Source organism: Oceanobacillus kapialis (genome assembly GCF_044790185.1).
Taxonomy (GTDB): Bacteria; Bacillota; Bacilli; order Bacillales; family Amphibacillaceae; genus Oceanobacillus_B; species Oceanobacillus_B kapialis.
Window position 1 is genome coordinate 2,897,063 of record NZ_CP085256.1, and the last position, 13,769, is coordinate 2,910,831.

Annotated in this window: 14 protein-coding genes; 5 read left to right on the forward strand and 9 right to left on the reverse strand. The window is 39.9% G+C overall.

Features of this window, described 5'->3' with window-relative positions; all coding sequences use genetic code 11:
- The first annotated feature begins 212 nt into the window (after window positions 1-212).
- The 3 genes from LG273_RS15075 (at window position 213) to LG273_RS15085 (ending at window position 2,019) form a co-directional block, all read left to right on the forward strand.
- The gene (locus tag LG273_RS15075) at window positions 213-1,172 is read left to right on the forward strand and encodes a DnaD domain-containing protein (RefSeq protein ID WP_404455001.1); all 960 of its coding nucleotides are present in this window, start codon (window positions 213-215) and stop codon (window positions 1,170-1,172) included.
- Window positions 1,173-1,264: 92 nt separating this feature from the next.
- Complete coding sequence (locus LG273_RS15080) at window positions 1,265-1,417, forward strand: hypothetical protein (RefSeq protein WP_404455004.1); 153 nt, start codon at window positions 1,265-1,267, stop codon at window positions 1,415-1,417.
- 410 nt (window positions 1,418-1,827) lie between these two features.
- A complete protein-coding gene (locus tag LG273_RS15085; protein WP_379562849.1) occupies window positions 1,828-2,019 on the forward strand; it encodes a hypothetical protein in 192 nt (63 codons plus the stop codon).
- A gap of 238 nt (window positions 2,020-2,257) precedes the next feature.
- Here LG273_RS15085 and LG273_RS15090 read toward each other — a convergent pair whose 3' ends face one another.
- The 5 genes from LG273_RS15090 to rpiB all read right to left on the reverse strand — a co-directional run bounded on the left by LG273_RS15090 (window position 2,258) and on the right by rpiB (window position 8,022).
- Window positions 2,258-2,737 (reverse strand): hypothetical protein, encoded by a 480-nt coding sequence (locus LG273_RS15090; RefSeq protein ID WP_404455007.1) that lies wholly within the window; start codon window positions 2,735-2,737, stop codon window positions 2,258-2,260.
- A 679-nt stretch (window positions 2,738-3,416) separates the two neighbouring features.
- Window positions 3,417-5,426 carry a transketolase gene (tkt, locus tag LG273_RS15095; RefSeq protein WP_404455010.1) on the reverse strand — a complete coding sequence of 670 codons (2,010 nt, stop codon included), beginning with the start codon at window positions 5,424-5,426 and terminating at the stop codon, window positions 3,417-3,419.
- 448 nt (window positions 5,427-5,874) lie between these two features.
- On the reverse strand, window positions 5,875-6,525 hold the full coding sequence (gene fsa, locus LG273_RS15100; protein ID WP_379562855.1) for a fructose-6-phosphate aldolase: 651 nt from the start codon (window positions 6,523-6,525) through the stop codon (window positions 5,875-5,877).
- 33 nt (window positions 6,526-6,558) lie between these two features.
- Window positions 6,559-7,506, reverse strand: coding sequence for a class II fructose-bisphosphatase (gene glpX / locus LG273_RS15105; protein WP_404455015.1), 948 nt, complete (start codon window positions 7,504-7,506; stop codon window positions 6,559-6,561).
- Between the two features lie 24 nt (window positions 7,507-7,530).
- Entirely contained in the window at window positions 7,531-8,022 is a 492-nt protein-coding gene (rpiB, locus tag LG273_RS15110; RefSeq protein WP_404455018.1) for a ribose 5-phosphate isomerase B, read from the reverse strand.
- 251 nt (window positions 8,023-8,273) lie between these two features.
- On the opposite strand from rpiB, the gene LG273_RS15115 reads away from it, so the two are divergent.
- Complete coding sequence (locus tag LG273_RS15115; RefSeq protein WP_404455021.1) at window positions 8,274-9,044, forward strand: DeoR/GlpR family DNA-binding transcription regulator; 771 nt, start codon at window positions 8,274-8,276, stop codon at window positions 9,042-9,044.
- Window positions 9,045-9,082: 38 nt separating this feature from the next.
- Here LG273_RS15115 and dhaL (LG273_RS15120) read toward each other — a convergent pair whose 3' ends face one another.
- Both dhaL (LG273_RS15120) and LG273_RS15125 read right to left on the reverse strand, forming a co-directional pair.
- On the reverse strand, window positions 9,083-9,745 hold the full coding sequence (gene dhaL / locus LG273_RS15120) for a dihydroxyacetone kinase subunit DhaL (protein WP_404455024.1): 663 nt from the start codon (window positions 9,743-9,745) through the stop codon (window positions 9,083-9,085).
- A gap of 18 nt (window positions 9,746-9,763) precedes the next feature.
- The gene (locus LG273_RS15125; RefSeq protein ID WP_404455027.1) at window positions 9,764-10,753 is read right to left on the reverse strand and encodes a dihydroxyacetone kinase subunit DhaK; all 990 of its coding nucleotides are present in this window, start codon (window positions 10,751-10,753) and stop codon (window positions 9,764-9,766) included.
- Between the two features lie 333 nt (window positions 10,754-11,086).
- Here LG273_RS15125 and LG273_RS15130 point away from each other — a divergent pair, with 333 nt between their 5' ends.
- Window positions 11,087-11,983, forward strand: coding sequence for an NAD(P)-binding domain-containing protein (locus LG273_RS15130; RefSeq protein ID WP_404455030.1), 897 nt, complete (start codon window positions 11,087-11,089; stop codon window positions 11,981-11,983).
- Window positions 11,984-12,109: 126 nt separating this feature from the next.
- Here LG273_RS15130 and dhaL (LG273_RS15135) read toward each other — a convergent pair whose 3' ends face one another.
- Entirely contained in the window at window positions 12,110-12,751 is a 642-nt protein-coding gene (gene dhaL, locus LG273_RS15135) for a dihydroxyacetone kinase subunit DhaL (protein ID WP_404455033.1), read from the reverse strand.
- A 12-nt stretch (window positions 12,752-12,763) separates the two neighbouring features.
- Window positions 12,764-13,765, reverse strand: coding sequence for a dihydroxyacetone kinase subunit DhaK (gene dhaK / locus LG273_RS15140; protein ID WP_404455035.1), 1,002 nt, complete (start codon window positions 13,763-13,765; stop codon window positions 12,764-12,766).
- Between the last annotated feature and the right edge of the window lie 4 nt (window positions 13,766-13,769).

The window sequence follows — 13,769 nt, forward strand, 5'->3', positions numbered from 1 at the left end:
GTTAAAAATTATAGAGGGACAACAAAGAGCAGTTAACGTCAGTTTTAACCCTTATGAACTGCCGAATAAAGTGAAACTTCATCTGATGGGGGGGGTCTTCCTCCCCACCAGAAGTTAGTGGGATAAAAAATTAATTGTTTAACACCCCGAAACGTAACTTCTTTTCGATTATAGTTTTGGAAGACTATATTATCGAAAAGGGAGTTTTTCTAATGAACTATATTCAAGAAATTAACGGATTTCACAAACGCAATATTTTCGAGCCACTTTCAAGCTCTGCTGTATCCCTCTGGTTTTCGCTTATGCATTTTCATAACCTGTGCGGCTGGAAAAAACAATTTTCTGTAGCGGCGAGCCAGCTGCAAGCACAAAGTGGTCTAAAGAATACAAGCTTTAAATCTGCACGAAGAGAGCTGCAAGAAAAAGGACGCATTATCGTTACGCCGCGCGGAAGCAACAGGGCCGCCATTTATGAGATGATCTCACAAGCCACAGACTCTGACCAGAATCCAGGAACGGGTACACCATCGCATACGCCTCCTCAAAAAAGTGAATCCTCCGACAAGGCCACTTTGCGAAAAAACCAACCAACCCCAAAACCTAATAAACCTACATACAACAAAGCCGACGACAGTTCTGGCCACATTCACGACAACAGCCCTGACCACAGTTCTGACCACAAATCCGACCACAAATCCGACCACACTCCTGCCCCATTCTTTAAACAAAACGAAATAGAAAACAAAAAAGAAAACAAAACAGCAGCAGACATTTTTTTCGCGAAACATTTCACGAACTTAACACCACATCTTGCTCAGGAACTACAGGACTGGACAAATGCTACAAATGAAGCGCTCGTCCTTCATGCCATGAAAAAAGCAGTGGAACAAAATAAAGCCACCTGGCGCTATGTGAGGGGCATTTTAAAGGCGTGGAAGAAAAAAGGAATTACCACGATTGGAGCTGCAAATCAAGAGAAAATGCACTTCTCTAACCAGCGTACATCCTTTCCAGCCAAGGAAAAATCAAAGATTGTGCCAGATTGGTTTTATGAACAAAAAAAGAAAAGAAAATCACCGCAATCCCAACCAAACATTCTCCTCAACAATCCCAAGAAGGAGAAAGAGGAATTGAAAGCATTATTAGCGACGGTGACTGGAGTGGGGAAATAATAGTTTGTTATAACTCTGTAAATCTTATTCACGTCTTGTTTTCAAGCAAAAGGTCCGTGGAAGTAGTGGAGTAGTGAAGGAGGAACCACAAGATGAAATTATCACCACAATTATTTAAAAGGGTACTCGTGCTTCTAAGCATCGCAGCTGTGATAGGCCTTATCCTTTTTTCGATTGAACAAATATTTGGTGTGAATGCCGGGCTGGATTTCTTTTTAGATTTGTTTGATGGCAGGTATGATTAATTGAGGAAACGTAAGATGAGGAGTTTAGTGCTTGTACACAACAAAAAAGAAAAGATCCCTGACCTGCCCAGTCAGAGATCTTTCCTTTCATATGTTTTCCCCTATTGTTAAATCACCATTCCCACCACAAGAACACGTTCTATTTGCAAATGAACCAAATAATAAAACGATACAAGTTCCATTATATTTGAAAGCACTTACATTTTCAATATGTTTTTGTAGATTATTTCTTGTAACTACACCTCCTCCCAACTAATTCAAAAGCACCACTTCATTTGCCGCTCATAGCTCACAAGACGCATTTTTTGTAATATTTACCTTTTATTACATTAGCTTAACAGTACCTTAACGATGGGCAGTTATACTGAGAGGGAATCAAACTTTTGTTAGGGAAGGTGATTGTGTTGAAAATGAAGAAACTAGCTTTCGCATCAATGACTGCACTTCTATCTACTGGTTTATTAATCGGATGCTCAAACGATGATGAAAACCAAGAAGACCCAGCAACAGAAGATACGACCGAAACTGAAGATCAAGGAACAGGTGAAGGTACTGACGAAGGCACAGGCGAAGATACTGAGTCTGGCGAAGATTCACAGTAATTAAAATTGATAGGGAAAAGCCCTCATCTGGTGTGAGGGCTTTTAAATTTAACCTTAATAGATAATTTTAAAGTGCTTTAATTATAAAGAATGCATAGGAAAACCTGTATGTATACAAATACCTCTGACGGCAAGTTTATCGATACTTCCAATGTTGCAATGCAGGATGGATTTCTAGTAGTAGTAGGTGGGTGACAAAGAAAAAAACCCTCACTCTGAGGGTGCAATTAGTTTCTTCTTAAATTTCTTTAAAATTATTAATAATGTTATTGGTTAATTCTTCTCCGTCTTCATCATATAAAATTACTTTGATTGCATTCTCAGTTGTAATTAACTCTTTTAATTCGTCTACAGGTATATCTTCATGTATATTAAAAGTCGCTCCCCCTTCGATTTTTTTATTTTCTTCTACTTCGTAAATAGCACCGTTTACCTCTTCCTCGTTAAAGGTTTCATAGTTATTCCCTACAAACATTCCTTTCGTTTGAAGGGAATGTTGCAACTCCTTGTCTAGAATCTCAATCTTTATCTGAAAAAATTCTTTATGAAAATTGGATTCATTATTTACTATCACCGATATTCCTAAAGCTTCATAATCCTCTAAAAAAACCACTTGGCTTTCTTCAATATCCACCACTAACTTACTATTAGTACAACTAGCTAGCATTAATGAAAACAAAACAAGAATAATAATTAAGTAGACTTTCAAATTTCTCATCCATTCTCGATGAAATTAATTACCCATATATTGGTTTAATTCTTCATTAAATTTTGTGAAAACATGTTCACTTATCTTATGTTGTGAATTTAAGTTCCTTGCTTGTGTAATTTTCTTTAAAAGTAGTTAGCTTTTTTTCAGCGTAATAACATTCATTTTTTATTTTAAGGTTCGTCTCTACCTCCCTTATAAAGTGAAACATCATTTGGTGGGGGGCCTTCCTCCCCACCAAATGTTAGTTGAACGAATCGGACCTTTACTGGCAGTTGATCCCCACTTAAAGTACTTGATTTATCGCATTCTTGAAGTGGGGGTCTTACTGCCAGTTAAGGCGGGATAAAATACCATATAATAACACTTCTACTTTTTTTCACAAACACCTTCATTTATTGAAAAATATACTGTTTTACCTATTTCGTGAAATGTCTTGGTCATTATCATTGACTAGCTTTTCAGTTGTTTTAAGTACTACAGGTGTTAAGTAATTTAATTATCTTAGTAAAAACAACTGGGACATGGATCGAGTTCGATTAGTAGGTTTGGGAAATCGTTCTCTTATTAAGCTAGAATAATAGCTTTTACTGCCAGTTAAGGCGGAACATAAAAAAGAGACTCCAGCATCCTCTTTACTGGAGTCCTTCCCTACTTTCTTATCTTTATAAAAATCCATAAGCGTGTACTACTTCACCAATTCCTCCACACGCTTCACTACATTCTCAACCGTAAATCCATACTCTTCAATCAAACGCTCGCCATTACCTGAGGCACCAAACGTATCAATACCTAATACGCTTCCTTCTGCCCCTACATAACGCTCCCAGCCAAATGGGGAAGCCATTTCTACAGCAAGACGTTTTTTCACATTTGGTAAAATCACGGAGTCCTTGTAGGCTTGGCTCTGTTCCTCGAAGCGATCCCAAGAAGGCATACTTACAACCCGAACATCGATATCTTTCTCTTTAAGTGCTTGCTGAGCTTCTATTGCCAGATGAACCTCAGACCCTGTCGCAAGGATTAATGCATCCGGTGTTTCTTTCTCTGCGTCACTCACGACATAAGCACCTTTTTTAACTCCTTCAAAGGCCCGCTCCTTTGTCCCTTCAAGGGTTGGAAGGTTTTGACGTGTAAGGACAAGGGCTGTTGGCTGATCCTTCGAGATAACAGCTAACCGCCATGCTGCTTGTGTTTCATTCCCATCTGCTGGACGAATCAATGATAAGCCAGGCATTGAACGATAGGATGCCAAATGTTCAACAGGCTCATGCGTTGGGCCATCTTCCCCAACAGCAATGGAGTCATGTGTCCACACATATGTCACAGGAGCCTTCATAAGAGCTGATAATCGAACAGCCGGGCGCAAATAATCACTGAAGACAAAGAAGGTACCGCCAAATACATGCAGACCACCATGTAACGCCATCCCATTTAATGCCGCTGCCATCGCAAATTCACGCACACCAAACCAAATGTTTCTGCCTGCATAATTGTCTTTAGAAAAATCTGCCCCATCTTTAATGGTTGTCTTATTTGATCCAGCAAGGTCCGCACTGCCGCCGATAAAGTTTGGTACAGCTTGTGCAATTGCGTTTAATACCTCACCAGATGAAGCACGGCTAGCTAAGGCGCTTCCTGGTTCGTATACTGGCAAATCCTTATCCCAGTCACATGGTAATTCCCCATTTATCGCTAATTGCAGCTGCTTTCCTTCTTCCGGGTATGCTTCCTTATAAGCATCGACTAGCTTATCCCAACTTGCTTCAGCTTGAGTTCCTTTTTTCACGACTTTTTCATTAAAGTCTGCATACACTTCATTTGGCACATGAAAAGGCTCGTGCGACCAATTGTAATTTTCCTTTGTGAGTTCCACTTCATCATCACCAAGCGGTGCACCATGTGCCGCAGAAGAACCTGATTTATTCGGTGAACCATACCCAATAACCGTTTTTACTTCAATTAAGGTTGGTTGGGACGTGTTTTGCTTTGCTTGTTGCATCGCTTCATGTAGTTCGTCCAGATTATTTCCATCTTCCACACGTAGCACGTGCCAGCCATATGAACGGTAGCGATCCCCGACATTTTCGGAGAAGGAGCGGTCTAAGTCCCCATCAAGTGAAATATCATTGGAGTCGTATAACACGACCAGTTTTCCTAAGCCAAGATGTCCAGCAAGAGATGCTGTCTCATGAGAGATTCCTTCCATTAAGTCGCCATCCCCGACAAGTGCGAAGGTATGATGGTCGACAACAGGGAAGTTTTCTTTATTATAAGTTGCTGCGAGATGTGCTTCCGCTATCGCCATCCCAACTGCAGTTGCCACTCCTTGGCCTAGAGGGCCTGTCGTCGTTTCTACACCATCTGTATGGTGGTACTCTGGATGCCCTGGTGTTCTAGAACCCCATTGGCGGAAGCTTTTCAAGTCTTCCATGTTTACATCATATCCTGATAAATGAAGCAAACTGTATAAAAGCATGGAACCATGACCTGCAGATAAAACGAAACGATCGCGGTTAAACCACTTAGAATGCTTCGGATTATGGATCATGAAGTCTGTCCAAAGTGTGTAAGCCATTGGTGCAGCTCCCATTGGTAAACCAGGGTGCCCTGAGTTTGCTTTTTCAATGGCATCAATGGAAAGTGTTCGAATTGTATCAATTGATAATTGTTGTACAGAGGTAGTCGTTGTCGTCATACTTGCTCATCCCCTTTTTAAGAATGCGATCCAGCTTTTTTAGGAAATATATGAAACTAAGATTTTGGCATTTACTATTTCATAGACAGAAACAGCCACGTCCAGCTCCAGCGCCCAGAGACTAGCGCGACTTCCCTCACCTCCGTACGATAAAGAAGACTTGCCGACTGGTGTAACCAGAGGCTTAGTCGCACTTATACCCTTGCGGTGAAAGTCAACATCAGCTCCCAGATGGAAGGAAGGTCGACTAAAACCGGCCTTGCCGGCCAACGCCGACATACCCCTTATGAAGGGGCATGTTTTCTTTATCTCCTGCGGCTCAGTCCAAAAGGTTTTCGGTGGGGCGAGTAATCGCAGTCCCAGTCCGTACGTGGGCCCGGAGGATCCGGGTCATGCCGACGTTGCCCCAGGACGGGGCGTTCTTAGTCGGCCTTCTCTAAACGGGCACTTACGCTTTTGTTGGTACTTTTTCCCAATCTGCTAAAAATTGTGCAATTCCGTTATCGGTTAGTGGATGCTTCCAAAGCTTTGGTAAAAGAGATCCTGGAATGGTCGCGATGTCTGCACCAGCTAGGGCTGCTTTTTCCAAATGGCCAATTGTTCTTACACTTGCTGTAATGATTTTGGCATCGTAGTTATAGTTTTTAAGGGTTACTTTTAAGTTTTGGATTAGCTCAATTCCGTCTTCCCCCATATCGTCCACCCTGCCGACAAATGGGCTAACGTATGTTGCGCCAGCTTTTGCTGCCATTAACCCTTGGGCAACAGAGAAAATTAATGTGACATTTGTTTTAATGCCTTCATTTGATAAAATGTTTACTGCTTCAAGGCCAGCTTCTGTCATCGGGATTTTCACGACAACGTTTGGTGCCCATGTTGCAATATTTCTCGCTTCTTCTACCATTTCTTCTACGGTAAGCCCAATAACTTCAGCACTTACTGGTCCATCTACCAAACTACAAATCTCTTTAATGGTTTCTTCAAAATCTCTGTTTTGCTTGGCGATAATCGATGGATTCGTAGTAATCCCGTCTACAAGTCCTAAGCGATTAATTCTTTTAATCTCATCAATATTAGCAGTATCTAGGTAAAATTCCATGTAAAAAACCTCCTATTTTTTAGTGGCTTCCCATTAAACTGGCTGCATCATCGGATAGGCGCTTTTCACATACCTCACTTGCTTCTCCATGCCGTTCACAAGGAGCGAATGGGTCATGTAGTTGCCATATTCCGGTTGCACGCCTTGAATAATTAAATTATCTGTTATCCCTGTCGCAACAAATACACAATCATCTGTGCTAACGAGCTGGTCAAGATTTAAAACGCTTTCAAGATCAGTTAACCCCATCTCCCGGCATCTTTTAACCTCGTCATCATTCCTTGGCAAGAGCTTTGCTTGCATGTCGCCTCCCTGACTACGAACGGCAACTGCCCCCAATACTCCTTCAGGTGCTCCGCCAATCCCGAAAAACATATCCACATCTAAGCTTTCCATACACGTAGCTGTTGCATAAATGACATCCCCGTCACGGAACAACCTTACCTTCGCCCCTAGCTTGCGAATTCTATCGATATACGCTTGATGGCGAGGCCGATCCTGGATGAGTACATTAATCTCTCTAATATCTTTCCCCGTCGCTTTTGCTACTGCTTTAATATTGTCCTCAATTGGGGCATCAAGATCGATTTCCCCCTTTGCCTTAGGCCCAACAGCAAGCTTCTTCATATACATATCTGGTGCATGAAGCAGCGTTCCTTTTGGCGCCGCGGCAATTACCGTGATGGCGTTCCCTTGTCCATTAACCGTTGGGGTAGTCCCTTCAATCGGATCTACCGCAATGTCGATTTCATGGCTTCCGCCTTTGCCCAACTTCTCCCCAATATAGAGCATTGGCGCTTCATCAATTTCCCCTTCACCAATCACGACCGTACTGTGCATCTTCATCTTGTTCAAATTCTCGCGCATGGCATTTGTAGCAGCCGCATCAGCTGCAATCTTGTCGCCACTTCCAACCCATGGCATCGCAGCGACCGCAGCCGATTCGGTTACTTTTAGAAAATCTAACAACAAAGACCGCATACTCTCTCCCCTTTGTTAACAAATTTAGTTAACGCTACAATTGCTCCCCGCAACTGCATCTTTATAATTTTGGCTGACAAATTGCTGTTCTTTTTCAATAATTTTATCTACTTTGCGTTTAGAGCCTTCTGCCCATGAAACGTTCAAATATGCTTCCACTACTTTTTTCGCAGCTTCAGATCCAATAATTTGCGAACCTAATGTGAGAATTTGTGCATTGTTACTTAATTGTGCTCTTTCTGCTGAATACACATCATGTGCTAATGCCGCACGAATCCCTGGATATTTGTTTGCTGAAATACAGACACCAATTCCTGTTCCACAAACCAAGATACCGCGCTCCACTTTCCCTTCACTTACCGCTTCAGAAACTTCAAATGCTACATCTGGATAATCTACCGCATCCTCAGAATGGCACCCAAAATCTACTACTTCATGTTCTGTATCTGCTAAAAATCCCTTGATCGTTTCTTTTAATTGAAATGCATTGTGGTCACTACCGATTGCGATTTTCATAAATGAAAACTCCTTTCGTGTTTTAACTATACCTTTCATTTACACTCTCATTGTATTATATATTCTTTTGTTTTTCAATACTTTTATTCGTTTATTTTTGTTTTAAAAAAATACGATAACTAATTTGTTAACAATTTCTTATATATAAGGCTTTTAAAATAAAATTTCCGTTTAAAATAGTTGCTTATTTTATTTTCGTTTGTTTTCGTGTTACTATGAGGTAAGATCATTAAGCTAGCGGAGGTATTTGTATGAGTAAAATGTTTGCGGAAGAAAGAAGAAATTTAATACTAACTCAGCTTCAAAAAGAGAAACGGTTAGCTGTGAAGGAACTCGCCCATTCTCTAAACGTATCAGAAGCAACTTTACGTACTGATTTAAATATAATGGAAGAAGAAGGGCTATTAACAAGAACCCATGGCGGAGCAGTGCTTAACGAAAGTACATCTCCTAAAAACAGTTTCACGGAACGAGCAATGCGAAATATTGAATATAAACAATCCATTACCAATAAAGCAATCGAGCTTATTCAATATAAAAGCAGCATATTGTTAGATGCTAGTACTACAGCACTTGAACTAGCCCGTAAACTAAAAGAAACAGATATAAGATTGACCGTCGTTACGAACGGGCTGTCTACCGCAATTGAATTGAAGGAAAATCCAAATATAAACGTTATTGTATTAGGTGGAATCGCAAGAATAGGTTCTATGGCACTAGAGGGCCTAATCGGCAGTGCCATCTTAAATAAAATCAATATTGATATCATGTTTACTTCTGCTAGCGGTTTTACAGTTGAAGATGGGCTAACAGATTTCAATGTTTATGAAGTAGAACTAAAGAAACAAATGATCGAAAAGGCAGATAAGTTAGTTACCCTTATAGACCATACTAAGATTGGAAAAAGTTCCATTTCCTCATTTGCCACAACAGATCAAATCGATACCTTCATTACGGATAAGAAGCTTTCAGATGAGTTAACAAAGGAATTAAGTAGTCACGGAATAAAGGTAATTGATTAAGATGAAGAGGCACTCAATACGAATGCCTCTTCTTTTTATTATTTATTTACTTCTTCCACCCATTCTCTCATGGATTTAAAAATAATCCATACGGAGGTAGCACCCGCATCTTGATGCCCTATTGCTCTTTCGCCTAATGACTTAGCTCTTCCAAACTTCGCAACATAATCCTTTGAATTCTCCACGCCAGTAGCTGCATTTGTTTCAGCCTTTTTCAAGGCTTCGAGAAGACTGCTATAAGAGGTAGCGCTTTCTTTCAAGCCGTTAACAGCCGGTTCAAGGGCGTCAATCATCGTTTTATCACCAAGACTTGCCTTTCCTCTTTCTTTAATAGCTACTAAAGACTTTTCAAAAACTTCAGCAAGTGTTTCAACATCTAAATGTTCTTTTGGCTCTAACGTTTTTACTCCACCGAGAAACATCGTACCAAAAATAACCCCAGAGGCTCCTCCCATTGATTGAACCATCGACATGCCAGTTGTCTTAAAAATATCATTAATAGTATTAAATTCTTTCTGATTCAGGTTTTCTTCGGCTTTTGTAAAACCAACAGACATGCCAATTCCATGGTCCCCATCCCCAATAGCACTATCAACTTCCGTTAAAAATGGTTTATTTTCTCTCACTTTTTCTCCTACGTAAAGAAGCATATCTTTCACTTGAGCAGTATTTAATGTACTTACCTTTTCTTCTATTGTCATTTTGAAATCCTCCTAAACTTATTTCCTATAATATGGCGCATTTGCCGGGGCATCATAGTATTCTTTTAATTCATCGTCTAACTTTAATAGACTAATAGAAAACCCGCCCATTTCTTGGGTAGTACAATAATTATTTACATCCATATCATGAACCTTGATACCTTTTTCTTCTAAAATTTTTCCTACTCTTCTATTCACAATAAATAATTCCATAAGTGTCGTTGATCCTAATCCATTAACCAACACACAAATCTCGTCACCTGTATTCAAGTTGCTTTCTTCTAGCAATTTATCCATTAGTTGATCGGTCAACTGATCAGCTGGCAAAAGTTTTGTTCTTTCCATCCCAGGTTCGCCGTGAATTCCCATCCCTAATTCAATTTCGTCATCTGCTAGCGTGAAAGTAGGCTTCCCTGAATCAGGTATGGTACCAGGTGATAAAGCTACCCCTATAGAGAAAGTATGGTCATTCGCTTTTCTGGTTACATTTGTAACCTCTTCTAAAGATAAGCCCTTTTCTGCCGCAGCCCCTGCTACTTTAATAACAAAAACGTCACCAGCAATTCCTCTGCGTTCATCTTTTCTTTCAACCGGTGCAGAGACAACATCATCCGTTACCGTAACGGTCGTTGTTTCAATATCATTAAATTCTAAAAGCTCCGCTGCCATATCGAAATTAAGTACATCCCCTGCGTAATTACCATAGATGAAAAGTACCCCTTTTCCGGAGTCTACCGCTTCCGCGACTTCTTGCACCGTATTTGGTGTTGGTGCAGCGAATACATTCCCAATTGCAACACCGTCCGCTAGTCCATCTCCGACAACACCGAAAAATAACGGTTCATGTCCACTGCCGCCTCCCGTAACAATTGCCACTTTATCTTTCAATTCCCTTTTTATGATTCCGTTTACATTTTCAAGTTTTTTAAAAGAGTCTTTATAAGCAAACATGATTCCTTCTGTCATTTCTTGAACAACATCTTCAGGATTATTTATAACCTTTTTCAATGCAGACCCCTGCCTCTCCTCAAAACATTTTTATTTATTATTGAATTTTATCATTTGTTTAAATTATACCTTTTAATTATTTTTGTGTCAAATGTTCATTTATTCAAGTAATGCATAGATTTTTAAACGATCCAACCTTAAATTAACGCATTATAAGATTCACTGCTTTAATCACCATCTATTTCTTTCATATTAATTCATTATCTTTCATTTTATTAGGATTTGTTTTATTTATTATATTTTATTTCTTTTGAAATGAAAGTTGTTTCTATACAAATTCAATAAAATAATATAATATATTAGTGTAAGCATTTACATATTGGAGGGTTAAAGATGAGAGTAGGATTTGTAGGATTAGGTATTATGGGGAAACCAATGGCCAGAAATATAATTAAGCAAGGGTTTGAAACTTATCTCTTTGATTTGAATACGGATGCTATTAATGAATTAGTAGAATCAGGCGGACATGCATGTAATTCTACTAAAGAAGTAGCTGAAAAGAGTGAACTGATTATCACCATGCTTCCTACAGGAAAACACGTGTCTCAGGTGTTGTTTTCAAATGACGGAATTGCCGAGAATAGTAAACCTGGGACTATTATTGTCGATATGAGCTCCGTATCGACAGAGGAATCCAAAAGTGTAGCTATCAGACTAAAAGAATATGATCTTCATTTTATTGATGCTCCTGTTAGCGGAGGCGAACCAATGGCAATTGAAGGGACGCTCTCTATTATGGCTGGTGGCAATGAAGACCAATTTAATATAGCATTACCTGTATTAAAGGCAATGGGGGAAAACATTGTACTATTCGGAGAAAATGGAACTGGAACGGCTGCAAAACTTGCTAACCAAATTATTGTCAGCTCTAATCTAGTAGCATTGTCAGAAGCTTGTGTATACGCAAGTAAAGCAGGGATTGATCTTAACAAGTTGTTCGAAGGAATCCGTGGAGGGTTAGCTGGAAGTGCAGTAATGGACGCTAAAATGCCATTAATTATCGATAGAAATTTTGAACCTGGTGGAAAAATGGAAACGAACTACAAAGATTTAAGAAATATACAATCTTCTGCAGCAGCAATCGGGGTACCGCTTCCAGTTACAAACCTTGTGAAAGAAATATTCGGGTCTGGAATCGCAAACGGGAACGCCTTGAATGATCACTCCTTTGTTATTGACTTTTTCGAGAAAATGGCAAACTACCAGACACCAAAGGGTGGTAAATACTAGATTTAAGGAAGAATAGATAACTTCTTAGTAACTAATCTTTATTAACATAACATGAAGGCACATGAAATGATTCATGTGCCTTCATGTTTTACTACCAACTTACGAACAAACATTTCTTCTCATTTGCTACTTTTGCTTAATATAATCTAAAAATGTAGATAAAATAATATATGCAGAAGTTGCACCAGGGTCTTGCACGCCTAATGAACGTTCACCTAGCCTACTTGAACGGCCAATCTTAGACACTAAATCTTTGGTTGAAGTCATTCCTTTTTCTGCTGCTTCCAATGCTTGAGAAAATGATTGAACAAAATCTTTTGTTTCGTTATATGTTTTCTCCAATACATCCCCAAATGGAATAAGCGTATCCATCATCGTTTTATCTCCAACTTCGGCAGTACTCCGATCCCTAAATCCTTTTGCAAAAGCAATCCAGTAATCTGCAAGATCCTTATCATCAAGGTCAGTTTTCCCCTTAACTGCGGCACCACCACGCATAAATCCAGTTGCATACAACGGTCCGACCGATGAACCTACAGCATTTAAAAAAGTCATACCAGCCGTTGAACTTATCTTCCCGCAATCTGTTTCTTCCGCTAACTGATTGTTTAACTGTTCATTTACTGCCTGCCAACCAATGGACATCGTTACCCCATGATCTCCGTCACCTAGTTTACGATCAAGCTCACAGAGGTAGTCTTTCTTATCTTCTATAACTTCGACTACTTGTTTAAAATATGCAATAAGTTCCTTTGCTCTAAAATTCATTCTACATTCTCCTTACTTTTGTACAAACATTGGGCAATCTACAGGATGGTCAACCATGTTTTTAAGCTCACTATCTAATTTCGTAATAGTAATGGAAGCTCCTCCCATTTCAAGCGATGTAATGTAATCGCCAACATATGAACGGTAAATATGGATCCCTTTTTCCTTCAAGACCTGTTCCACTCTTCTAAACATAATATATAGTTCCATTTTCGGGGTAGACCCCAGGCCGTTTACAAGAACCGCAACTTCCTCGCCTTCTTCGATTGGCATATCCTTAAAAATAGCATCTAATAGTTGATCGGCAACTTGATCCGCTGATTCTAGTGGTACTTTTTTAATTCCTGGTTCCCCATGGTGACCAAGACCTATTTCCATTTCATTGTCACCAATTTCGAAACTAGGCTCCCCTGTTTGTGGAAGAGAGCATGGTGTTAAACCAACCCCCATTGAGCGTGTGTTTTCATTCGTTTGTCTAGCAATTCTTGCAACATCCTTTAGATTATACCCTTGATCTGCTGCAGCTCCAGCCATCTTATAAACAAAGAATTCCCCCGCAATACCCCGGCGTTTCTCTTTTTCTTCTTTTGGCGCTGAAGCAACATCGTCTGTAGTTAAGGCCATTTCTACTTCTATATTTTCCACCTCAGCCATTTCTGCAGCCATCCCAAAGTTCATGACATCGCCTGCATAATTTCCATAAAGATACACAACTCCTGCACCTTTATCAATCGCTTTTGTTACTTCTAAAATCGGAGCCGGTGGTGGAGATGCAAAGATATTGCCGACAGCAACGCCATCTGCCATTCCTTCGCCAACATAACCCATAAACGCAGGCTCATGACCAGAACCGCCCCCAATTAAGATTGCAACTTTTCCATTATCCTTTGGTCTTACCGTAACCAGCGCACGATCATTTTCTTCTAATCGCTGAATATAAGAAGGATGTGCTTTTACATACCCGTCAATCATCTCTTCGACAACATTTTTAGGATCATTTATAAGCTTTTTCACTCTA

What these genes read in the sequence shown, in the direction of transcription:
- LG273_RS15075 (WP_404455001.1), top strand. Translation starts at nt 213, where the DNA reads ATGAACTATATTCAAGAAATTAACGGATTTCACAAACGCAATATTTTC.
- fsa (WP_379562855.1), bottom strand. Translation starts at nt 6,525, where the DNA reads ATGGAATTTTACCTAGATACTGCTAATATTGATGAGATTAAAAGAATT.
- rpiB (WP_404455018.1), bottom strand. Translation starts at nt 8,022, where the DNA reads ATGAAAATCGCAATCGGTAGTGACCACAATGCATTTCAATTAAAAGAA.
- dhaL (WP_404455033.1), bottom strand. Translation starts at nt 12,751, where the DNA reads ATGAATTTTAGAGCAAAGGAACTTATTGCATATTTTAAACAAGTAGTC.
- LG273_RS15130 (WP_404455030.1), top strand. Translation starts at nt 11,087, where the DNA reads ATGAGAGTAGGATTTGTAGGATTAGGTATTATGGGGAAACCAATGGCC.
- dhaL (WP_404455024.1), bottom strand. Translation starts at nt 9,745, where the DNA reads ATGACAATAGAAGAAAAGGTAAGTACATTAAATACTGCTCAAGTGAAA.
- LG273_RS15090 (WP_404455007.1), bottom strand. Translation starts at nt 2,737, where the DNA reads ATGAGAAATTTGAAAGTCTACTTAATTATTATTCTTGTTTTGTTTTCA.
- tkt (WP_404455010.1), bottom strand. Translation starts at nt 5,426, where the DNA reads ATGACGACAACGACTACCTCTGTACAACAATTATCAATTGATACAATT.
- glpX (WP_404455015.1), bottom strand. Translation starts at nt 7,506, where the DNA reads ATGCGGTCTTTGTTGTTAGATTTTCTAAAAGTAACCGAATCGGCTGCG.
- LG273_RS15085 (WP_379562849.1), top strand. Translation starts at nt 1,828, where the DNA reads ATGAAGAAACTAGCTTTCGCATCAATGACTGCACTTCTATCTACTGGT.
- LG273_RS15115 (WP_404455021.1), top strand. Translation starts at nt 8,274, where the DNA reads ATGAGTAAAATGTTTGCGGAAGAAAGAAGAAATTTAATACTAACTCAG.
- LG273_RS15080 (WP_404455004.1), top strand. Translation starts at nt 1,265, where the DNA reads ATGAAATTATCACCACAATTATTTAAAAGGGTACTCGTGCTTCTAAGC.